A 22,627-nucleotide genomic window follows, 5' to 3' on the forward strand; every position below is an offset into this window, starting at 1 on the left:
TCATAGCGAGAGGGAAACGCCCGGTCACATTCCGAACCCGGAAGCTAAGCCTCTCAGCGCCGATGGTACTGCAAGGGCGACCTTGTGGGAGAGTAGGACGCCGCCGGACTTAACGTACGCAACACCAGGGAACCCTTGACCGATCCGGTCAGGGGTTTTCTGCGTTTCCGGGCTGAGCCGTAGGATCAGCCGACGACGGAGGAACGATGACCGAAGCCTGGCCGGCACTGCCCGAGGGTTCCCGCTTGGCACTGCGGGAGATCCTCATCCACGGGACGCTCTCGCGGGCGGAGATCGCTCGGTCGCTCGGGCTGTCGCGCGCGAGCTTGACCCGGGCGATGCGGATCCTCGTGGCACACCGGCTCGTGGTCGAGGTCGGCACTGACGTGCGTGGGGCCACCGGTCGGCCGTCGGAGCTGCTGCAGTCGAGTTCGGGGCAGTGGGAGTTCCTCGGCGTCAAGCTGACCCGGGAGCGCCTGTACGCCGCGGTGACCGACCTGGGCGGGCGCGTGCTCGCCCTGCACGAGGAGACCGTCCCGTCGACCGTGCCGGAGGACCTGGCCGACCAGATCAGCACCGTGCACGAGCGCCTCCGTGCCGTGCACCCTGCGATCTGTGCCGTCGGGGTGTCCCTGCCCGGTGACGTCCTCACCCGGGGCGGAGAGGCCGTCGTGGCGTCGTCGCCGTTCCTCGGGTGGACCGACGTCCCGTTCGCACGGATGGTCTGGGAGCGGACGGGGCTCGCAGCCTTCACGGCGAACGACGTCCACGCCCTGACCGTCAAGGAGCACTGGTTCGGTGCCGGTGCCGGCCGCGGGTCGATGGCCCTGGTCACGGTGGGTGAGGGGCTCGGCCTCGGGCTCATCGTGAACGGGCAGGTCTCCACCGGCGAGCACGGACGACTCGGTCGGATCGGGCACCTGCCGGTCCTCGGTGGTGGGCCCGACTGCGGCATCGGGCACGCGGGGTGTGCCTCGAGCTACCTGCCGAGTCCGGTGATCGTGCGGAACGCCGGGCGCGAGGGATCGTCGTACGAGCAGGTCGTCGAGCTCGCGCGGAACGGTGACGAACGGGCCGTGGTGGCGTTCGAGGACGCCGGGCGAGCACTCGGTGTCGTCCTGGCCACCGCGGTGCACATCGCCGACCCTGCCGCGATCGTCCTGACCGGCGACGGGCTGCCGGTGTACGACCTGGCGCGGACCACGGTGGACGAGTCGCTCCGTGCGGCCCTGGCTCCGTACCGGCAGCCGGTGACCGTCGAGGTGCAGCCGTTCGAGTTCTCGGAGTGGGCGCGAGCGGGGGCGGTCCTGGCGATCCGGCAGCTGCTCGAGACCTGATGCGGCACCACTGACAGCGCGTTAGTTACACACGTTGACAAACACCGCCGGAGACGGGAGGCTGGTGCGGTCCACCCATCGAAGGAGATGCCGTGACCGCTGCCCCCACCGTCCCGTGGCCGACCGACGGCCTGTCGTTCGGCGGCGACTACAGCCCTGAACAGTGGCCGCGCGAGGTCTGGCTCGAGGACGTCCGCCTGATGCGCGAGGCCGGGGTGAACCTGGTCACGATCGGGGTCTTCTCGTGGGCGCTGCTCGAGCGGTCGCCGGGGGAGTACACCTTCGACTGGCTCGACGACGTCATCGCCCTGCTGCACGACAACGGCATCGCCGTGGACCTCGCGACGCCGACCGCCGCCCCGCCGAACTGGCTGCTGACCGCCCACCCCGAGGTGCTGCCGGTGGACGCCACGGAGCGACGGGAGCGCCCGGGTGGACGCCTCGGGTGGTGTGCGGCGTCGACGGTCTTCCGCGAGCACGCACTGCGGATCGTCGGTGCCCTGGCCGAACGGTACGGTCACCACCCGGCGGTCCGGCTGTGGCACGTGAGCAACGAGCTCGGTGGCGGGAACAGCCGCTGCTACTGCGAGGAGTCGGCAGCGGACTTCCGACGCTGGCTGGCCGACCGGTACGGGGACGTCGACACCGCGAACGCCGCGTGGGGAACGGCCTTCTGGGGGCACACCTACACGTCCTTCGACGAGGTCTCACCCCCGCGTGGCGTCGGCGGCGCACCGAACCCCGGCCTCTTCCTGGACTTCGAGCGGTACTCGTCCGACGCCCTGCTCCGGCACTTCGACGCCGAGAAGGCCGTCATCGAGCGGCACTCGGACGTCCCCGTCACGACGAACTTCATGGTCGGTGCGGGATCGCAGGTCGTCGACTACGCCGAGTGGGCGAAGCACGTCGCGATCCCGGCGAACGACCACTACACGCTCGTCGACGACCCGCACCGCGAACAGGACCTCGCCCTCGCCGCGGACCGGATGCGCGGCATCACCGCCGGCCGTACCCCCTGGTTGCTCATGGAGCACTCGACGGGCGGCCCGAGCTGGCAGCAGCGCAACCGGGCGAAGGAACCGGGCGAGATCCTGCGGAACTCGCTCGTGCACGTCGCTCGCGGGTCCGACGGCGCACTGTTCTTCCAGTGGCGGGCCTCCACCGCGGGGGCCGAGCAGTTCCACTCCGCGATGGTCCCGCACGCCGGCACCCGCACCCGGATCTGGCGCGAGGTCGTCGCGCTCGGCCGGGCACTCCGCGACCTCGCCCCCGTGCAGGGCAGCCGCGTCGAACCGGCCCGGGTCGCGATCGTCGTCGACGAGCCGTCCGGCTGGGCACTGCAGTCCGGGCTGAAGCCGCACCGAGGACTGCGGTACTCGCGGGAGCTCCGTGCCTGGTACGCCGCGTTCCACGACCGGCAGGTGCTCACCGACGTCGTGCCCTCGGACGCCGACCTCGACGGCTACGACGTGGTGGTCGTCCCCACGATGCTCGTCGTCGACGACGCCACCGCCGCACGGATCGCCGCGGTGGTCGACCGCGGCGCGACCCTCATCGTCACCTACCTGTCCGGCGTCGCCGACGAGACCGCCCGCATCCGTGCCGGCGGCTACCCGGGCGCGTTCCGGCAGGTGCTCGGCGCCTGGAGCGAGGAGTTCACCCCGCTGCAGCGCGACGAGACCCGCACGCTCGACGACGGCGGTACCGTCACCGACTGGGCCGAGGCCGTCGTGGTCGACGACGCCGACGTCGTGCTCCGGTACACGGACGGACCGCTCGCGGACCGCGCAGCGGTCACCCGCCGCGCCGTCGGCGGCGGCGCCTGGTACGTGTCCGCGATGCTGCCTGCCCAGAGCACCCAGCGGCTCGTGGACCGGGTCATCGAGGAGCGCGCGCTCCCGCGGACGGTCACCGCGCCTCCCGGCCTGGAGGCGGTGCGCCGCGTCCACGACGACGGATCCGTGTTCCTGTTCCTCGTCAACCACCGTGCGGACGACGTGACGGTCGTCGCGTCCGGTACGGACCTGCTCGACGGCTCCGGCCACGGGCCGGAGACCGTCGTGCCCGCCGGTCGCGTCCGCGTCCTGCGCGAGGAGCGTGCGTCGTGACCATCGTGGACCGCGACCCGGCGCCGTCGCGCGCACTCGACGGACGGCAGGTGCAGGTCCTGCGCGGCGGCGGGGTGTCACTCGTGCTGGCGACCGCCGACGACGGGCTGCCCGAGGTGCTGCACTGGGGCCGCGACGTCGGACCCGTCACGGACGGCGACGGCGCCGAACTGCTGCTCGCGGTCGGACGGCCGCTCGGACCGAGTGCCCTGGACGCCGCCTGGCCACTGACCGTGCTGCCGACCGAACGCGACGGGTGGGAGGGTCGACCCGCGATCGCCGGGCACGTCGACGGGCTGCCGCTCGTGCCGCGGTGGCGCGACGTCGAGCTGACCGCGGAACCGGGCGTGCTGGTCGTGACCGCGGTGTCCGACGAACTGCTGCTGCGGAGTGCCTTCCGGCTCGACGCCGCGGGGGTGCTGCGCGTCGGGCACTCCGTGACGAACGGGGCCGCCGTGCCCGTGCACCTGCAGGCACTCGAGGCGACGCTGCCCGTGGGCGAACGGGTCGGCGAGGTGCTCGACCTGGCCGGACGCTGGACCCGGGAGCGCACCCCGCAGCGCCGGACCCTGACCGCCGGCAGCCACGCGCGGGAGAGCCGCCGCGGTCGCACCGGCCACGACGCCCCGACGTTGCTCGTGCTCGGGACGCCGGGCTTCTCGGACGCTTCCGGTGAGGTCTGGGGCGTGCACCTGGCCTGGAGCGCCGACTCGGTGCACCGGTACGACCTGCTCGCCGAGGCGCGACCGCTGCTCGGTGCCGGGGAACTCCTGCGCGCCGGCGAGGTCGTCCTCGGGCAGGGGGAGTCCTTCGCCGCGCCCGACGCCGTCTTCGTCTGGAGCGACGCCGGGCTCGACGGCCTGTCCGACCGGCTGCACGACTCGCTCCGCGGCCGCCCTGGTCACCCGAAGCGCCCCCGACCGGTGGTGCTCAACACGTGGGAGGCCGTCTACTACCGGCAGGGCCTCGCGCCCCTGGTGGCCCTGGCCGAGACCGCCGCGGACATCGGCGTCGAGCGGTTCGTGCTCGACGACGGCTGGTTCCTCGGGCGCCGCTCGGACTCGACGTCGCTGGGGGACTGGCGCGTCGACCCGACGGTGTGGCCGGACGGCCTCGGACCGCTCGTCGACCGGGTCCGCGGACTCGGCATGGAGTTCGGGCTGTGGTTCGAACCCGAGATGGTGAGCCCGGTGTCCGAGCTCGCGGCCGCGCACCCCGAGTGGCTGCTGCAGCGCCCCGAGGACGACGTCCGCACCTGGCGGAACCAGTACGTGCTCGACATGGCGAACCCGCTCGCGCGGGCGTTCGTGCTCGAGGCGATGTCCGCCGTGATCGGGGCGCACCACGTCGACTTCGTGAAGTGGGACCAGAACCGCGACATCGTTCACGCGGTCCACGCCGGACGTGCCGGCATCGACGCGCACACCCGCGGGGTCTGGACGCTGATGGACGCCCTGCGCGCCCGGCACCCGTGGCTCGAGATCGAGGCGTGCGCGAGCGGCGGCGCCCGGGTCGACCTCGGCGTGCTGGAGCGCACCGACCGGGTGTGGCCGTCGGACTCGAACGACGCGTTCGAACGCCTGCCGATCCAGCGCTGGACCGAGGCACTGCTGCCGCTCGAGCTGATCGGCTCGCACGTCGGCCCCGAGGTCTCGCACACCACCGGCCGGCACCTCGACCTGGACTTCCGGATGGCGGTGTCGCTGTTCGGGTCCGCCGGCATCGAGACCGACGTCACCCGGCTGTCCCCGACGGAGCTCGACCGGCTGCGGGCGTGGACGGCGTTGTACAAGCGGGAGCGTGGGCTGCTGCACACCGGCCGGCTGCGGCACCTGGAGCTCGGCGACCCCGGGCTCGTGGCGACCTCGGTCGTGGCCGTCGACCGGTCGCGGGCGCTGGTGCGGGTCGCACGGACCGAGACCGGGCCGCAGTCGCTGCCGGTGCCGCTCCGGATGCGGGGGCTCGACCGGGCTCGGCGCTACCGGCTCGCCCCCGTCACGGGGCTGCGGGTGCCGCACGGACTCGACATGGTGCCGCCGGCGTGGCTCGTGCGCGGGCACCTGGAGCTGTCGGGTGCGGTACTCGAGGACGTCGGGGCGCGGCTGCCGTTGCTGGCCCCCGCGACCGCGATCGTGTTCGAGCTGCACGCCCTCGACTGACCCGCTCGCGGATCGCCCGCCGTCGACGACGGCGGGCGGCCCGCGTCAGGGGAGGAGCGAGCCCGCGTGGCGGAGGACGAGCGGGCCGACGAGTGCCTCGGGGTCGATGCCCGGCGCCCCCGTCACCGTGAAGGTCACCGACTCGCCGGCCAGCAGGGACACCAGCCCGTCGTCGACCCGAGCGGCGGGGTCCACGCGGTCCGGGAACAGCGAGACGTCCCGCGCGTAGGACGTCGCCGTCACCGTGACGACCGCCCCGCCGTCCGTCCCCGTGACCGACGTGGACAGCGGTGAGCGGGCGAGCACCTGGTCGACGACCTCGGCGAAGTCGAACACCGTGCGGGTTCCGGCTCCGGTGACGACGAGCACCTCGGACCCGGCGTCCCCGGGGACGGCGAGCGAGGCCGGCAGCGTGACCCGGTCGGCGTCGGCGGGTCCGGCGGCCAGCGAGAACGACGAGGAGTCGAGCACCGTGCCGTCGAACGCGACGCGGGCGACCGTGACCTCGTCGGCGACCGGTGCCCCGGACGCGTTCACGAGCACGACGTCGAGCCCACCAGCAGTGCCGGCCGCGCCCGCAGCCCCGGCCGCGCCCGCAGCCCCGGCAGCAGACGGCTGCACGGTGAGCAGCACCGGCTGGTAGGCCTGCCGCACCGCGTACCAGACGGGCTTCCGGATGCCCGCGTGGTCGACGAGCGCCCAGGACACCACGGGCCAGTCGTCGTTGAGCTGCCAGACGATCATGCCGGTGTTGTCGGGCGTGCGGGACCGGAACCACTCCATGCCGAAGCGGATCGCGTGCGCCTGGTTGAGCTGTGACGCCCAGTGCCAGTCCTCGATGGGCCAGTCCTCGATGCTCGTCGGCGTCGGCAGGTGCCCACGCATGCCGTCGGCGAGCTTCCGGTTGCCCTGGTCGGCCTTCTGGTGCACGAGCATCTCGTGGCCGTCGGGGTCGAGCGGCTCGTCGTGCACCACGGCGGTCAGGGTCGACCACGCGGGCGGCCCCTGGAACCCGAACTCCGCGACGAACCGCGGGTTCCAGTCGGCGTAGGCGCGGTAGTCGAGCCGGTTCCAGACGTCCCAGATGTGCACGCTGCCGTTCCGCTCGTCGTTCGGCGTCAGGTACTCGTCGAACGAGAACGGGCTGCCCGGCGTGTACGGACGGGTCGGGTCGAGCTCGGCGATGATGGAGGGCAGCAGCGAACGGTAGTAGCCGTTGCCCCAGGTCCGGCCGACGAGCGACGGCCGCCAGCCCCACTCGGCGTACGCGACGAGGTTCTCGTTGTTGCCGTTCCACACCACGAGCGACGGGTGCGGGCTGAGCCGGGTGACGGCTTCGCGGACCTCGGGCTCGACCTCGTCGGCGAGCCAGGGCTCCTCGGCGTAGGCGGCGCAGGCGAACAGGAAGTCCTGCCAGACCAGCACCCCGAGCTCGTCGCAGCGGTCGTACAGGTCGTCGGACTCGTAGATCCCGCCGCCCCAGATGCGGAGCAGGTTGACGTTCGCCTCGATCGCGTCGTCGATCCGGTCGGCGTAGCGCTCGGGCGTCATCTCGGTCAGGTACGCGTGGTCGGGGATCCAGTTCGCGCCCCGCACGATCACGGGCCGGTCGTTCACCCGGAGCAGGAACGGGGCTCCGCCGGCGTCGGCGGCGGTGTCGAGCGTCACGGTGCGGAACCCGACGCGGCCGGTCCAGACGTCGTCGCCGACCTCGACCCGGACGTCGTACAACGGCTGCTCGCCCTCGCCGCGCGGCCACCAGACGGCGACGTCGGGGACCGCGAGCCGCACGACGGCGGAGCCGTCGACGACGGCGCGCACGCTGGTGACGGACGTCGCGCCCGGCGCGGACGGGCGGCCGGGAGGCACGGTGCCGGACCCGACGGGCTTCGCCGCCGCCTCGGTGCCGCTCGCGCCGGGGGCGGACGTATTCTGCTCGGCCAGGGCGGCGCCGTGGCCGTCGGCCCCGCCGGGGGTGACGTGCGGGGTCAGGGTGACCCGCGCCTCCAGGCCGGCCCGACCGGACACCCCTGCGACCGGAGCCGACCCGATGTGCTGGGAGAAGGCCCCGGTGGAACCTGCGGACTCGACGTCGACGTGCGCGGTGAGCACGCCGGTGGTGCCGTCGACGTCGACCAGGGGGCGGACGGCCGCGATGCGGGCGCCGCTCCACGACTCGATGCCGATCGACTTCCAGATGCCGCTCGTGGCGACGTCGATGCCCCAGTCCCAGCCGAAGTTCGACGCGTTCTTGCGGAGCGCGTTGTACGGATGGTGGTTGACGTGGGGGAGTTCGCCGCCGTGCAGGGCGGACAGCCGCTCGGCCGCGGGCACCGGGGCGTCGAAGGTGATCACGAGCTCGTTCGTACCGGGGCGCAGCAGGTGCCCGACGGGGAACCGGTACGCGCGGTGCTGGTTCGCGGTGGTGGCGACGACGATGCCGTTCAGCTCGATCGTCGCGAGGGTGTCGAGTCCGTCGGCGACGAGGTCGTGGCGGTCGTCCGTGGTGGGGCCCGTGCCGGTCTCGCCCGACCACGTGAAGGTGCGGCGGTACCGCCAGACCGTGTCGCCGATCCACTGGGTCGCGGCCTCGTTGTCGCCGTCGAACGGGTCGGGGATCCGGCCCGCCCGCAGCAGGTCGGTGTGCACGCAGCCGGGGACGATCGCAGCGACCGGCTCCCGGTGTGCATCGGCCTGCGCCGGGCCGTGCACCGCCTCGACCGTCCACGTGCCGTCCAGGGTGGTCCGCTCCATTGCGTCTCCTCAATCGTGACGGGGCCGTGACCCGACCCCTTGACCGCCTTAGTTTACGCGTGTAACAATCGCGCTCACAACGTGGATCCTGCGACGACGCAGACCGAGAGGACAACGATGTTCAACCCAACCCGTTCACGGCTCGCCATCGGCGCCGCCGTCCTCCTCGCCGCCGGCCTCGCGCTGAGCGGCTGCAGCGCGAGCGGCAACGCCAGCACGAAGGACGACGCCGCCTCGACCCTGGTCGCCTACACCGGTCAGTCCGGCGACTACCAGATCAACTTCAACCCGTGGTCACCGTCCAACATCGGCGGCGTCGGCACGATCTACGAGTCGCTGTTCTTCATCACCAACGTCAACACGAACGACCCGAAGCCGCTGCTCGGCAAGTCGTACGAGTGGAACACCGACGGCACGCAGCTCACCATCACGCTGCGCGAGGGGGCGACCTGGAGCGACGGCGAGCCCTTCACCTCGAAGGACGTCGTGTTCACGCTCGACATGCTCAAGAAGCAGAAGGCCCTGAACTCGATCGGCTACGACGGCACCGCGAAGGCCGACGGCGACTCCAAGGTCGTCGTCACCTTCGACAAGCCGTCGTTCGTGCTCGGCCCGAACCTGCTCGGCAAGACCTGGATCGTGCCCGAGCACCTGTGGAAGGACATCGACCCGACCACCGACGTCGTGCGCGAGCCCGTCGGCACCGGTCCGTACACGCTCGGCACCTTCAAGGCGCAGGCCTTCACCCTCGAGGCGAACAAGAAGTACTGGGACGGCGCCCCGGCCGTGAAGACCATCCGCTACCTGTCGCTCTCCGGCAACACCGCCGGCGCCGACGCGCTCAAGCAGGGCTCGATCGACTGGCAGACCGGCCCGGTGCCGAACATGGACGACATCGCCGGCAACTACAACGGCTACGACGGCATCACCGTCGGCCAGAACCAGATGGCGCTGCTCACCTGCGCGAACACCGACCTCGGCTGCACTGGCCCGCAGACCGACCCGGCCGTCCGGCACGCCATCGCCGACGCGATCAACCGCAAGCAGCTCAACTCGCTGGCGTTCGAGAACACCGCGAGCGAGATCTCGCCGACCTTCGCGCTCACCACGACGCAGAAGGACACCATCTCGAAGGACATCGAGCCGGCCGTGATGCCGGAGACCGCCGACAAGGCCGCCGCCGCGTCGTCGCTCGAGGGCGCCGGGTGGAAGAAGGGCGCCGATGGCATCTACGCCAAGGACGGCAAGAAGCTGTCCCTGACCGTCGAGGTCGTCACCGGCTGGACCGACTACATCACCGCGATCGACACCATGACGCAGCAGCTCAAGGCCGCGGGCATCGAGCTCAAGGCGCAGCAGTCGTCGTGGAACGAGTGGACCGACAAGAAGACCAAGGGCAACTTCGAGCTCGCCATCGACTCGCTCGGTCAGGGCCCGACGGCGAACCCGTACTACCTCTACAACAACTACTTCACGACGGCGAACACCGCGAAGGTCGGTGCAGCAGCCCCGATGAACATCTCGCGGTACAGCAACCCCGACGTGGACAAGGCCATCGCGAAGCTCTCCACGATCAACCCCGAGGACACCGCCGCCACGCAGCCGGAGCTCGACACGATCCAGCAGCACATCGTCGAGGACCTGCCGTACATCCCCGTGATGACCGGCGGTACGACGAGTGAGTTCCACGCGGCGAAGTTCACTGGCTGGCCCACGAAGGACGACCTCTACGCCTTCCCGGCCGTCTGGGCGAGCCCGGACAACGCCGAGATCTTCAAGGCACTGAAGCCGGCGAAGGGCTGACCACGATGGGATCGCGACCGAGGAGCACTCGACGATGACCTACTTCCTGCGCAAGATCGGCTTCTACATCGTCGCGCTGTGGGCGGCACTGACGCTGAACTTCATCATCCCGCGGCTGCTGCCCGGGAACCCGGTGGACATCCTGCTCGCCAAGCTCCAGCAGCGCGGCGGGCAGGTGACCCCGGCGACACGGCAGGCGTACGAGCTGCTCCTCGGTGGCGATTCCTCGGAGCCGCTGATCTCCCAGTACGGCCACTACCTGGTCAACGTGTTCCGCGGTGACCTCGGAGTGTCCGTCAGCTACTTCCCGGCCCCCGTCACCGAGGTCATCGCGAGCTCGCTGCCGTGGACCATCGCCCTGGTCGGCATCGCCACCATCCTGGCCGCCATCATCGGCGTCGGCCTCGGCGCCTTCGTCGGCTGGCGTCCGGGCACCTGGCTCGACTCGTTCGTGCCGGCCACCACCCTGCTCGCCGCGGTGCCGTACTTCTGGCTCGCGCTGATCCTGGTGTACTTCTTCGCCACCGGCATCCACCTGTTCCCGGCGCAGGGCGGCTACGACGTCATCCTGACCCCCGGGTTCAACTGGGACTTCATCGCCTCGGCGATCCAGTACGGGGTGCTGCCGGCCGTGACGATCGTGCTCGCATCGCTGGGCGGCTGGCTGCTCGGCATGCGCAACATGATGGTGTCGACGCTGTCCGAGGACTACATCACCACCGCCCAGGCCAAGGGGCTGTCCGACGGCAAGATCCTGCGGAACTACGCCGCCCGGAACGCCGTGCTGCCCTCGGTCGCCGGCTTCGCGATCTCCCTCGGGTTCATCGTGTCCGGCTCCGTCGTCACCGAGCAGGTGTTCTCGTACCCGGGCATCGGGTCGAAGCTGCTGTCCGCCGTCACCAACAACGACTACGCGCTCATGCAGGGGATCTTCCTGTTCATCACCCTGGCGGTCCTCGGCGCGAACCTCGTCGTCGACCTGCTGTACGGGCTCATCGACCCGCGGACGCGGGCGCGGAGCTAGGGAGGACACGCCATGACCAACATCCAGCAGGACACCGAACCCACCATCGGCGCACTCGCCGAGGAAGCCGACGCCGGGTCGACGCGGAGCATCGCCACGGCCCGAGCGTCACGACCGAAGGGCGGCATCCGCCGTTTCCTGCCGACCCTGACCCCGTGGCTCATCACGGGCATCGCGCTCGTCGCCGGCGTCACGCTCTTCGGCGTCGTCGGGCCGCTGCTCGTCGGCGACCCGACCACCATCCGCGACTCCGGACTGCAGGGACCGAGCGGCGAGAACCTCCTGGGGACGACCCAGACCGGGCAGGACGTGCTCGCGCAGCTCGCCTACGCCACCCGCGGCAGCCTGCAGATCGGCCTGATCGTCGGCGTCCTCGCCACGGTGCTGTCCGCGTTCTTCGGGATCCTCGGCGCCTACCTCGGCGGGATCATGGACGAGGCGTTCTCGCTGTTCTCGAACGTGTTCCTCGTCATCCCCGGCCTGCCGCTCGTGATCGTCATCTCCGGCCTGGTCCCGCGCGAGGCCCGCGGGCTCTGGACCATCGCCGTCGTCCTCGCGATCACCTCGTGGGCCGGGTCCGCCCGGGTCCTGCGGGCGCAGACGATGTCGATCCGGAACCGCGACTACGTCTCCGCCGCCCGGGTCGCCGGCGAACGACCCTGGCGGGTCATCGCCGTCGAGATCCTGCCGAACCTGCTGCCCGTCCTGGCGTCGCAGTTCGTGTTCGCGGTGATCGCCGCGATCCTCGGGGAAGCGGGATTGTCGTTCCTCGGCCTCGGGGCGTCGAACTCGTCGACACTCGGCACCATGCTCTTCTACGCCCAGAACGGCTTCGCGCTGGCGAACGGCGCCTGGTGGTGGTTCGTGCCGCCCGGCCTGCTCATCGCCCTGCTCGGCATGGGGCTGTCCCTGGTGAACTTCTCGATCGACGAGGTCATCAACCCACGACTCGCGAACGTGCGCGCCCAGCGGCGGCGCGAACGTCGCGCCAAGCGGGCCGCCCGCGCCTCGCGGTCCGCACGCACCACGAAGGAGTTCGTCCGATGAGTGCCGAAGCCGTGCTGACGATCGACCACCTCGACGTCGTCTACGAGACCGAACACCCCGTGCACGCCGTCAAGGACGTGTCGCTCACCCTGGCCCCCGGCGAGATCCTCGGGCTCGCGGGGGAGTCCGGCTGCGGCAAGACGACCCTGGCCTACGCCATCACCCGGCTGCACCGACCGCCGGCGAAGGTCGCCTCGGGCAGCATCACGTTCCACGACCGCGACGGCACCGACATCGACCTGCTCGGGCTGCCGCACGAACAGCTGCGGGCCGTGCGCTGGTCGAAGCTGTCGATGGTGTTCCAGGGCGCGATGAACGCCCTCAACCCGGTCACCACCATCCGGGCGCAGCTCGACGACGCCCTGAAGGAACACCGGCGCGACCTGGGCCGCAAGGAACGGCGCGCGATCGCCGAGGACGCCCTGAGCCGTGTCGGCGTCGACCCGTCCCGCATCACCGCGTACCCGCACGAGCTGTCCGGCGGCATGCGCCAGCGCGTGATGATCGCGATGGCGATGCTGCTCGAACCGCAGATCATGATCATGGACGAGCCCACCACCGCCCTCGACGTCGTGGTGCAGCGCGAGATCCTGCGCGAGATCGTCCGACTGCGCGACGAGCTCGGGTTCGCCGTCGTGTTCATCACGCACGACCTGCCGCTGCTGCTCGAGATCAGCGACCGCATCGCGATCATGCTGCGCGGCGAGGTCGTCGAGTGCGACCGGGCCTCGGTCATCCAGCACGACCCGAAGCACCCGTACACGCAGAAGCTGCTGCAGTCGTTCCCGAGCCTGTCGGGGGAGCGCGGCGCGTTCATCCGCTCCGGCGTCGACGACCACGCAGCCGCCGTCCACGAGGAGATCCGATGACCAGCGTGACCGTCAGCCACCTCGGCAAGGACTTCCACACCCGCAAGGGCCTCAAGCGCACCACCCTGCACGCCGTCGACGACGTGTCGTTCGAGCTGCTGCCCGGGAAGACCGTGGCGTTGGTGGGCGAGTCCGGCTCGGGCAAGTCCACCATCGCCCGGATGCTCGCCAAGCTCGAGAGCACCACCCGCGGCTCGATCGACGTGCGGCTCGATGACGGCACCCCCGTCGTCGGCAGCATGTACCGCCGGCACGTGCAGATGGTGTTCCAGGACCCCTTCGCGTCGCTCAACCCGTTCCACTCGATCGAGCACCACATCGCCCGGCCGCTCCAGCTGCACCACCGAGCCCGGGGTGCCGACGAGACCGCCGAGAAGGTGCGCGAACTGCTCGGCCGCGTCAACCTCGACGAGGACTTCGCGAGCCGCCGCCCGCACGAGCTCTCCGGCGGGCAACGGCAGCGCGTCGCCATCGCCCGCGCACTCGCCCCCGGAGCCCAGGTGCTCATCGCCGACGAACCGGTGTCGATGCTCGACGTGTCGATCCGGCTCAGCGTGCTCAACCTGATGGGCCGCCTGCAGCGCGAGGACCACCTCGCCGTGCTGTACATCACGCACGACCTGGCGACCGCACGGCACTTCTCCGACGAGATCCTGGTGCTCTACCGCGGCCGGGTCGTCGAACGCGGGCCCTCGGACGCCGTCATCCTCGACCCGCAGCACGACTACACCCGGCTGCTCGCCGAGGCCGCCCCCGACCCGGAGCGCACCGACCGCAAGGTGACCTCGGGCAGCGCGCTCGACCGCTCGAAGATCGACAACACCACCTGCTACGACCACGGCATCGGGGCGTGGGTGTCGAGCGAGCCCGCTCCGGTCGGCGCACGGTGAGCGACCGGCCGACGTTCGTCGACTGGATCACCGACGGGTTCGCGGCACGCTTCCGGATCGGCGACGACCAGCCCGCGGCACTCGTGTCGTTCGTGGCTGCCGGCGGAGCGCTCGCCGACGCACCCGACGATCCGCAGCCGCTGGTCGAGCTGGCCACCGTCGGGCACGGGCGGTTCCCGGGCGGGTACCGGCACGTGGACTCCACGATCGGGGCGCGACTGCGACCCGTGTCGTGGCGTGTGTCCGACGACGCGACCGATCCGTGGTTCCGGATCGTGCAGGCGGACGCGGCCACGGGCCTCCAGGTCGAGTCGGTGTTCCGGGCGCGCGCCGACGCACCGGCATTCCAGACGTGGACCGAGGTGTCCGCCGACGGCGGCGAGCACGTCGTGGACTTCGTCTCGTCGTTCGCGTCCGGGGCGTTCCTGACCGACTCCGGGGTCGGCATCGACGACCTGGCCCTCGTGCACGCGGACAACGACTGGGCGGCCGAGAGCCGGTGGCGGACCGACCCGCTGCGGTCGATCGGACTCGCAGCGATCGACCGCGAGGCGCAGCACCACCCGCCCCGCAGCCGCGCCGTCGTGCAGAACCGCGGGTCGTGGTCGACGGGCGAGGCGCTGCCGATCGGCGTGCTGACGCCGGCTCCGTCCGCTGGTGCTGGGCCCTACGCCCTCGTCTGGCAGGTCGAGCACAACGGGCCGTGGCTGTACGAGCTCGGGGAGACCCGACGGCACGCGTACGTGCTGCTGAGCGGGCCGACCGACCAGGAGCACCAGTGGACGGCGGTCGTGGCCCCGGGGCAGCCGTTCGTGTCCGTGCCGGTGTCGGTGGGGATCGCCGGCTCGGTCGGTGGGGCGTTCGAGGTGCTCACGGCGCAGCGTCGCGCGTTCCGGCACGGGCGCGAGGCCGATCGAGCCCTGCCGCTCGTGTTCAACGACTACATGAACACGCTCATGGGCGACCCGACCACCGAGAAGCTGCTGCCGTTGATCGACGCCGCTGCCGATGCCGGAGCGGACCTGTTCTGCATCGACGCCGGCTGGTACGCCGAGGGGCACTGGTGGGACACCGTCGGGGCCTGGGAAGAAGCTGCTTCGCGGTTCCCGACCGGGCTCGGGTTCGTCATCGACCACATCCGGTCGCGGGGGATGCAGGCCGGGCTGTGGCTCGAGCCCGAGGTCATCGGCATCCACTCGCCGCTGGCCGCGACCCTGCCGGACGACGCCTTCGTGCACCACCACGGCGTGCGGGTCGCCGAGCACGGACGGCACCTGCTCGACCTCCGGTCACCGGCCGCGCGGGCGCACCTCGACGCGGTCGTCGATCGACTCGTCGGGTCGCTCGGCGTGACGTTCTTCAAGATGGACAACAACACGATGACCGGGCCGTTCACCGGGATGCTCGACCACCAGCGTGCGCTGCTCGACTGGATCGACGCGGTGCAGGATCGGTACCCGGCACTGCTCATCGAGAACTGCGCCTCGGGAGCGATGCGCGCCGACTCCGCGATGCTGTCCCGGCTGCACATGCAGTCGACCTCGGACCAGCAGGACCCGGTGCTGTCGGCATCGATCGCGGCTGCTGCCCCCGCCGCGATGCTGCCCGAGCAGGCCGGGAACTGGGCCTACCCGGCACCGTCGATGTCGCCCGACCTGTTCGACCTGTCGCTCGTCAACGGGGTGCTCGGGCGGATGTACCTGTCGGGCTACCTCAACTCGATGAGCACATCGCAGCGGGCGGTCGTGCGTTCTGCGATCGAGGCCCACCGGACAGTGCTCGAGGTCATCGAGTCGTCGGTGCCGGAGTGGCCGCTCGGGCTGCCGGCCTGGGAGGACCCCTGGCTCGCGCTCGGCTTGCGGGCTGCGTCGGGCGATCTGTACTTGTCGGTGTGGTCGCTGCCCGGAGCTGGCTCGTCGGTGTCGTTGCCGCTTCCGGCGTTCGCCGGGCAGACGGTCGTCGTCGAGCCGCTGTTCCCGACGGCGCTCGGGTCGTGGTCCGTGGCGTGGGACGCCGCCTCGGGCTCGCTCGAGGTCGCCAACGGCGGGGCGACCCCCACAGCGCGGGTGCTCCGCGTCCGACCGGAGGGGGCGGACGCGGAGCACTGAGCGGGGCGCGCGTCGCGATGGCAGGGCGCGCGTCACATGGTGAGCAGAAATGGTCGGGTCCCGGTGCCGGTACCCGACCATTTCTGTTCACGAAGTGGGGGCTCAGGAGTCCTTGCGGTTCCAGCGGAAGGTGAGCGCGCAGGCCACCGTGCCCCCGACCAGCCACGCGACCAACACGAGCGTTCCGAGGGCGAGGTGCCACGCGCCTCCCGGCTCGGCGGACGCGAACGCGTCTGGTAGGAAGACGGACCGCATGCCGGACGCCATCCAGCGCAGGGGGAAGACCGACGCAACGTTCTGCAGCCAGTCGGGCAGCTGCGTGAAGGGCAGGTAGACGCCGGAGATGAACTGCAGCACCAGGACGATGGGGACGATCGTCGCCGTGGCGCGGCGGCCCTCGCGGGGGAGCGCCGAGATCGCGATGCCGAGGACGCAGCTGGTGGCGATGCCGAGGACCATCACGCCCGCGAAGACGCCCCAGTTGCTCGCGTCGGTCGGCAGGTCGACACCGAACACCAGGCTCGCGATCCCGAGCAACAGTGCCGTCTGCACGATGGTCGTGACGAGCACCATGCCGATCTTGCCGACGAAGTAGCTCAGGACCGGAAGCGGTGTGCCGCCGAGGCGCTTCAGCGTGCCGTCGCTGCGTTCGGTCGCGATGTCGACGCCGAGGGACTGGGTGCCGGAGAGCAGGATGCCCGTCGCGACCAGGCCCGGCAGGTAGTAGGTGGCGTAGTCGACGCTGATCGGTCGGCCGTTGCTGGCGACGGCGCGGATCGGGTCGGCGTCCGCGAAGGCCACCGAGAACAGCGCCAGCATGATGATGGGGAAGAGGAACGTGAAGAAGACCGCGTCGGGGGCGCGGAAGTAGGAGCGGATCTCGTACGCGATGCGGCTGGTCGCGGTGTTCACTTCTGGCCCACCATTCCGAGGTAGACGTCCTCGAGGGACGGGCGGATGACTTCGAGGTCGTGCATGGCCGTGGTGCTGCTGCGGACGAGCGCGGTCGGGTCGGTCGTGCGCTCGTCGTGGAGGTCGCCGGAATCGTCGCGCCAGCGGACTCGTGGTGTGCGGGCTTCGGCGCCGCCGATCTCGTCGATCGGGGCGATGTCGAGGAGCTTCCCGTCGGCGATCACCGCTGCCCGGTCGGCGAGCTGGGCGGCTTCGTCGAGGTAGTGCGTGGTGAGCAGGATCGTCGTGCCCTCGGACTGCACCTGGCGCAGGAGGTCCCAGAACTGCCGACGGGCCTCGGGGTCGAAGCCCGTGGTCGGTTCGTCGAGGAACAGGACCTCGGGGCGGCCGATGATGCCCAGGGCGACGTCGACACGGCGGCGCTGGCCGCCACTCAAGCGAGCGATGCGGGTGTTGCGCTGCTGCTCGAGGCCGGTCGCTGCGAGGAGTTCCTCGGTGGTGCGGTGCTTCGGGTACAGCGTCGCGAAGTGGTTCAGCTGCTCGGCGACGGTGACGTTCGGGGACTCGGCGCTGGTCTGCAGGACGATGCCGATTCGTTCCCTGTGTCGTCGGGACGCCTTGTTCGGGTCAACGCCGAGGACGCGGACCTCGCCTGCAGTGCGGGAGCGGAACCCCTCGAGGATCTCGACCGTCGTGGACTTGCCGGCGCCGTTCGGGCCGAGGAGGGCGAAGGTCTCGCCGGGCTGGATGGTGAAGCTGACATCATCGACGGCGACCTTGCCGGTGGCGTACTGCTTGCTGAGGTGCTGGACCTCGATGGCGGGGGACTCGGGCATGGGTCCAGCCTGGCCGGTGGGGCGCCGCGGGGGATCGGTGGGGGCGGTGGTGCTGCATCCTCCGATCGGGGGATGGCGTGGTTTCCCTGCCGGGTGCTCGCACAAGGGGAGGGCATGTTTCGTTTTTCGGCGGTCATGGCGTAACGCGATATCGCGCTTCCTGCATGGTTGCGCTGGGCGGTGGACGTGACCGTCTTCTGTCTGGAGGCCCGTGGCGGGCTGGCACGGTGCCTCCCGTCCGATGGTGGGTCGCGTCAGGTTGCGTCAAGCAACGTCCGCGTAGACCGGGAGGATGCAGGTCGTCGGAGTCGAACAGTTCGGAGGGCCGGAGGCCCTCGCCGTCCACGAGGTGCCGGAGCCGCACGCCGGTGCGGGGTCCGTGCGGATCCGGGTCCAGGCGTTCGCCGTGAACCCGACCGACACGGGCGTGCGTGCCGGACAGCGGGACAGCTCGCAGGCCTCGCCACCGTACGTGCCCGGGATGGACGCAGCCGGGGTCATCGACGAGGTCGGGCCCGACGTCACCGGGTGGGAGGTCGGCGACGAGGTCATGGCGATCGCGTTGCCGCTCAGCACGCACGGCGGGGCGTACGTGCAGGAGCTCGTGGCGCCGGTGGGGTCGTTCACGCGGGTGCCGCGCGGGACGTCGCTGCTCGCTGCCTCGACCGTGCCGATGAACGGGCTGACCGCGTTGCAGATCCTGTCGCTCGCGGGGCTGTCGCGGGGGGACACGCTCGCCGTGACCGGGGCGGCCGGGTTGCTCGGGAACTACGTGGTGCAGCTCGCCGTCGCCGCTGGGCTGAACGTCATCGCTGATGCCGCTCCGGCGGACGAGGCGCTGGTGCGGTCGCTCGGGCCGGCGCACATCGTGCCGCGTGGTGACGGGTTCGCTGCCGCGGTCCGTGCGCTCGTGCCCGACGGGGTCGATGCGCTCGCCGATGGTGCGGTGCAGCGTGGGGTCGCCGTCGATGCTGTTCGAGACGGGGGAGTGTTCCTGGACGTGCGGGGGTGGTCGGGGGACGGCTCGCGGGGGATCCGGTTCGAGCAGGTGGCGGTGTTCTCGGAGTACCGGTCGTTCGACAAGCTCGAGCAGCTGCGGCACGCGGTTGAAGGAGGGACTGTGGTGCCGCGGGTGGCGGAGGTGTTGCCGGCTGCGCGGGCTGGGGAGGCGCATGAGCGGTTGGAGGCTGGGGGGACGCGGGGGCGGTTCGTGTTGACGTGGTGAGGTGACGACGGTGTGAGGGACGGGAGGCGCGGTGCCGGTTGGCGCAGTGCCTCCGGTCCATGAGGCGGCCGCTGCTACTGCTCGGCTGCTGTCCGGAAGCAGTCGCAGGGCTCACTCGCTAGGAGTCGGGGACTTCCGCGAACGGAAGAGGCCGGCGACCTTGCCGCCGACTGCATCAGCGGCGCCGGCCACGCGTCCGCTGACCTGCTTGGCCGCAGTGAGCGCCTGCGCTTCATCGGGCACCCCGTCGCCGTCCAGATCGACTCGCCGGAAGACCCGCGTGGCGGTGCTCGCCGCTCCGGAAACACCCGTACCGACTGCTCCAGCAGCCGCACTCACCCGACTACCGGTCGACCGCGCAGCAGCTTCCAACGCCGCCAGAGCATGGCTCTCGGAAGCCGCGTCTTCGGAGTCCGTGTCGGCCGAGATCGTGAGGTGTTCCGGGAACGTCTCCGGCGCTTCGGGGAAAGCGGTGCGGGATGACTTCACGACGTCGCGGCCGAACACGAAACGGGCTACTCCGCCCGTCACTGCGCCGACGCCGTACTCGACGGTCGCGCGCTGCTTGCCGGTCATCCCCTCGCGGATCGGGTCGAGCTCGCCGGTCTGGATCGTACGGACGAGGCTCTGGGCGGCGCCACCCGGCAACGCGTTGGACAGCGTCGAGGCCCAGTGCGACCAATCGTCCCGACCTGCAGCGATCGCCTGACCGGTGCCCACCGTGCCGCCGGCCGATACCTCGGCGACGTCGCTCGCCATCGCGGCGATCTGCTGCTGACTCACCCGCTCGTTGGTGAGGCCGAGGATCAGTGCTTGCGCCTGGTCCTTGTCGAGGTCCATGTCGTGGAGGTCGGCAAGCGCGAGACCGAAGACTGCCGTGATCTCGAACTGCAGCTGCTGATCTCCAGCCGGGAGCAGACGTGCTGCCGCGCCTCGGGCCCCGGTCTGTGCGGCGTTCTTGGCGAGGTTCTTGGCGGCCACCTTCATGGCACCCTTCGTGCCGGCCTTCGCTGCCTGTGCGCCTGCGCTCTTCGCCCCGGCGACAGCAGGGCCCGCAACGGGGATCGACGCGATCGCGATGTCAGCCGCGATCGATCCCACCGTGATCGCGGCCCCTGCCGTCGTGATCGACGTCGTGTAGTGGCGTTCGAGCAGCTGGACGATGTCTGCGGGGGTGGCCGACGGGTTTCGACGACGCAGCCACTTCACGTACTGCCGGGCGAGGGCGCGACGGCCGGTCACGGCCTTCGCGATGTTCCGAGTCACGTCTTCCTCGGGGACCTCGGCTTCGAGGGTCACGTCGGCAGGGTCGGGTTCGGTCATGTTCGGTTGTCCTCTAGCGTGAGCCGCGCTCGGGTACGCGGTGTTGGTCGACATCGTCGCATGAACTGCGGACCTCGCGATACGTCGTGGCGACGGCTCGCGTTCGGAGGGCCCCCGCCACGGGCAGAGCACTGTGCGCATCGTGTCGGATGGCCTTGGTTGTAGGGGATCTTCGCTGGCCTGCTAGCGTGCCGACATGGCGGATGAGGAGCTGCGCGAGGAACTCCGTGAGTTCGTCGCAGAACGCGACTGGGCGCAATTCCATTCCGCGGAGAACCTGGCAAAGAGCATCTCGATCGAGGCAGGAGAGCTGCTCGAGTGTTTCCAGTGGACATCTGATGCCGACGAGGCGCGTGTTCGTCTCGAACTCGCCGACGTCCTCACCTACTGCCACCTACTCGCCGATCGACTCGGCTCCGATCCCGCAGAGATCATCCGCGAGAAACTCGCCATCACTCGGGACAAGTACCCGGTCGATCAGGCCCGAGGACGAAGCACGAAGTATGACCAGCTTTGACATCGCGCAGCTCCCGTTCAACGAGCGGCACCTGCGGCTGTGGCGCGAAGAGGATCCTCGGTTCCTGAACTGGCCGGTCGTCTACATCCTCGACGACGGCAAGCGTGTGTACGTCGGCGAGACGCTCAACACGGCTTCCCGCATGCGGCAGCACCTCGATTCCGTGGAACGTCGGTCGTTGAAGGCTGTGCGCCTTGTGCTCGACCGAACCTTCAACAAGTCGGTGTGTCTGGACCTGGAGTCGCAACTCATCGGCCTGTTCGCTGGGGACGACAAGTACACGGTGCTGAACAGCAACAAGGGCGTCGTCAACGCGGACTACTACGACCGCGCGCGGTACCGAGAGACCTTCGAGGAGATCTTCGAAGCGCTGCGCAAGCAGAAGCTCTTCACACGCAGCATCGCCGAGATCGAGAACAGCGAGCTGTTCAAACTCTCGCCGTTCAAGGCGCTCAACCGTGATCAGGCCGTCGTGATGGAGGACATCCTCGAGGGGTTGTTCGATGACATCTCAACAGGCTCTGGCAGCACGATCGTCGTGCAGGGCGACCCGGGGACAGGCAAGACGATCGTGGCGGTCTACCTGCTCAAGTTGCTCCGCGACATCGCGAACGGTATTGGGGTCGACGAGGTGGATGGCGACTCGATGTTCTCGGACTACTTCACCGAGGAGAACCGTGAGCGCCTCGCTGACTTCCGCGTCGGCCTGGTCATCCCGCAGCAGGCGCTCCGCGCTTCCCTGAAGCGCGTGTTCCGCAAGACCCCTGGCCTCGAGAAGACCATGGTGCTCACCCCGTTCGAGGTGGGGAAGAGCGCTGAGAAGTGGGACCTGCTGGTCGTCGACGAGTCCCACCGACTGAACCACCGTGCGAACCAAGCATCGGGACCTCAAAACAAGGCCTTCGGTGAGATCAATCGCCAGCTCTTCGGCGCTGATGCTGACCACTACACCCAGCTCGACTGGATCCGAGACCGGAGCAGACACCAGATCTTCTTGCTTGACTCAGAGCAGAGCGTGCGGCCGGCGGATCTGCCGCAGGAGCTGCAGGCGGACCTCGTGCAATCGGCGCGACAGAACGATCGGTACTACCGGCTCTTCACGCAGATGCGCGTGCAAGGCGGCGCCGACTACGTGTCGTACGTGCGGGCGATCATGCGAGGAGAATCGCCCGAGCCACGATCGTTCGGCGACTACGAATTCCGGATGTTCGATGACCTGGGGGAGATGCACGATGCCATCCGGGCACGCGACGACGAAGTAGGTCTCTCACGGCTCGTCGCTGGCTACGCCTGGAAGTGGAAGAGCAAGCACGACAAGAGCGCCATCGACATCGAGATCGACGGTCGCGAGTTCCAGTGGAACCAGACACAGACTGACTGGATCACCTCACCGGGTGCCGTCGACCAGGTGGGCTCGATCCACACTGTGCAGGGGTACGACCTGAACTACGTAGGGGTCATCATCGGCCCTGACATGCGGTTCGACCCGGTCTCGAAGGAGATGGTGTTCGACCGGTCGAACTACTTCGACAAGAAGGGCATGGAGAACAATCCGCGGCTCGGGATCTCGTACTCAGACAGCGACCTCCAACGTTTCGTGAGCAACATCTACTCGGTGCTTCTCACGCGCGGTGTCCGAGGAACGTACGTCTACGTGGCCGACACAGCGTTGCGCCGTCGCCTCGGGCAGTTTCTCTGAGCGCTCTGTAACGACG

16 protein-coding genes and 1 rRNA gene are annotated in these 22,627 nt (G+C 70.1%); 13 read left to right on the forward strand and 4 right to left on the reverse strand.

Annotation, left to right across the window (positions count from 1 at the left end):
- The 4 genes from rrf to ITJ60_RS15725 all read left to right on the forward strand — a co-directional run.
- Nucleotides 1-109: ribosomal RNA gene (gene rrf, locus ITJ60_RS15710) — 5S ribosomal RNA — on the forward strand; the annotation flags it as partial.
- A 97-nt stretch (nucleotides 110-206) separates the two neighbouring features.
- Nucleotides 207-1,337 (forward strand): ROK family protein, encoded by a 1,131-nt coding sequence (locus ITJ60_RS15715; RefSeq protein WP_194648619.1) that lies wholly within the window; start codon nucleotides 207-209, stop codon nucleotides 1,335-1,337.
- Nucleotides 1,338-1,429: 92 nt separating this feature from the next.
- Nucleotides 1,430-3,445, forward strand: a complete 2,016-nt coding sequence (locus ITJ60_RS15720) for a beta-galactosidase (protein WP_194648620.1) — start codon at nucleotides 1,430-1,432, stop codon at nucleotides 3,443-3,445.
- Nucleotides 3,442-5,604 carry an alpha-galactosidase gene (locus ITJ60_RS15725; RefSeq protein WP_323749200.1) on the forward strand — a complete coding sequence of 721 codons (2,163 nt, stop codon included), beginning with the start codon at nucleotides 3,442-3,444 and terminating at the stop codon, nucleotides 5,602-5,604. Before ITJ60_RS15720 ends, ITJ60_RS15725 begins: the two co-directional genes overlap by 4 nt.
- A gap of 45 nt (nucleotides 5,605-5,649) precedes the next feature.
- On the opposite strand, the gene ITJ60_RS15730 is transcribed toward ITJ60_RS15725, so the two are convergent.
- Complete coding sequence (locus ITJ60_RS15730) at nucleotides 5,650-8,358, reverse strand: glycoside hydrolase family 2 protein (protein WP_194648621.1); 2,709 nt, start codon at nucleotides 8,356-8,358, stop codon at nucleotides 5,650-5,652.
- A 117-nt stretch (nucleotides 8,359-8,475) separates the two neighbouring features.
- Between ITJ60_RS15730 and ITJ60_RS15735 the strand changes: the two genes are divergently transcribed.
- The 6 genes from ITJ60_RS15735 to ITJ60_RS19390 are packed head-to-tail and all read left to right on the forward strand — an operon-like array spanning nucleotide 8,476 to nucleotide 16,099.
- Nucleotides 8,476-10,161, forward strand: a complete 1,686-nt coding sequence (locus tag ITJ60_RS15735; protein WP_194648622.1) for an ABC transporter substrate-binding protein — start codon at nucleotides 8,476-8,478, stop codon at nucleotides 10,159-10,161.
- A 34-nt stretch (nucleotides 10,162-10,195) separates the two neighbouring features.
- Nucleotides 10,196-11,185 carry an ABC transporter permease gene (locus ITJ60_RS15740; RefSeq protein ID WP_111086984.1) on the forward strand — a complete coding sequence of 330 codons (990 nt, stop codon included), beginning with the start codon at nucleotides 10,196-10,198 and terminating at the stop codon, nucleotides 11,183-11,185.
- A 12-nt stretch (nucleotides 11,186-11,197) separates the two neighbouring features.
- Nucleotides 11,198-12,232, forward strand: coding sequence for an ABC transporter permease (locus tag ITJ60_RS15745; RefSeq protein WP_159573964.1), 1,035 nt, complete (start codon nucleotides 11,198-11,200; stop codon nucleotides 12,230-12,232).
- Nucleotides 12,229-13,101, forward strand: coding sequence for an ABC transporter ATP-binding protein (locus ITJ60_RS15750; RefSeq protein WP_181437678.1), 873 nt, complete (start codon nucleotides 12,229-12,231; stop codon nucleotides 13,099-13,101). The genes ITJ60_RS15745 and ITJ60_RS15750 overlap by 4 nt, the downstream gene beginning before the upstream one ends.
- Nucleotides 13,098-13,991, forward strand: a complete 894-nt coding sequence (locus tag ITJ60_RS15755; protein WP_194648623.1) for an ABC transporter ATP-binding protein — start codon at nucleotides 13,098-13,100, stop codon at nucleotides 13,989-13,991. The genes ITJ60_RS15750 and ITJ60_RS15755 overlap by 4 nt, the downstream gene beginning before the upstream one ends.
- Entirely contained in the window at nucleotides 13,952-16,099 is a 2,148-nt protein-coding gene (locus ITJ60_RS19390) for a glycoside hydrolase family 36 protein (protein WP_194648624.1), read from the forward strand. Before ITJ60_RS15755 ends, ITJ60_RS19390 begins: the two co-directional genes overlap by 40 nt.
- A 102-nt stretch (nucleotides 16,100-16,201) precedes the next feature.
- On the opposite strand, the gene ITJ60_RS15765 is transcribed toward ITJ60_RS19390, so the two are convergent.
- Entirely contained in the window at nucleotides 16,202-17,011 is an 810-nt protein-coding gene (locus ITJ60_RS15765) for an ABC transporter permease (RefSeq protein WP_194648625.1), read from the reverse strand.
- On the reverse strand, nucleotides 17,008-17,847 hold the full coding sequence (locus ITJ60_RS15770) for an ABC transporter ATP-binding protein (RefSeq protein ID WP_194648626.1): 840 nt from the start codon (nucleotides 17,845-17,847) through the stop codon (nucleotides 17,008-17,010). Before ITJ60_RS15770 ends, ITJ60_RS15765 begins: the two co-directional genes overlap by 4 nt.
- A gap of 292 nt (nucleotides 17,848-18,139) precedes the next feature.
- Between ITJ60_RS15770 and ITJ60_RS15775 the strand changes: the two genes are divergently transcribed.
- Nucleotides 18,140-19,072, forward strand: a complete 933-nt coding sequence (locus tag ITJ60_RS15775; protein ID WP_194648627.1) for an NADP-dependent oxidoreductase — start codon at nucleotides 18,140-18,142, stop codon at nucleotides 19,070-19,072.
- A 111-nt stretch (nucleotides 19,073-19,183) separates the two neighbouring features.
- Here ITJ60_RS15775 and ITJ60_RS15780 read toward each other — a convergent pair whose 3' ends face one another.
- Nucleotides 19,184-20,395: a hypothetical protein gene (locus tag ITJ60_RS15780; RefSeq protein ID WP_194648628.1), complete on the reverse strand. Its 1,212-nt coding sequence runs from the start codon at nucleotides 20,393-20,395 to the stop codon at nucleotides 19,184-19,186.
- A 196-nt stretch (nucleotides 20,396-20,591) separates the two neighbouring features.
- Between ITJ60_RS15780 and ITJ60_RS15785 the strand changes: the two genes are divergently transcribed.
- Complete coding sequence (locus tag ITJ60_RS15785; RefSeq protein WP_194648629.1) at nucleotides 20,592-20,912, forward strand: nucleotide pyrophosphohydrolase; 321 nt, start codon at nucleotides 20,592-20,594, stop codon at nucleotides 20,910-20,912.
- A complete protein-coding gene (locus tag ITJ60_RS15790; protein WP_194648630.1) occupies nucleotides 20,899-22,611 on the forward strand; it encodes a DNA/RNA helicase domain-containing protein in 1,713 nt (570 codons plus the stop codon). Before ITJ60_RS15785 ends, ITJ60_RS15790 begins: the two co-directional genes overlap by 14 nt.
- Nucleotides 22,612-22,627: the final 16 nt, after the last annotated feature.

Origin of the sequence: Curtobacterium sp. VKM Ac-2884 (assembly GCF_015350945.1) — a bacterium.
In the GTDB taxonomy this organism is placed as follows: Bacteria; Actinomycetota; Actinomycetes; order Actinomycetales; family Microbacteriaceae; genus Curtobacterium.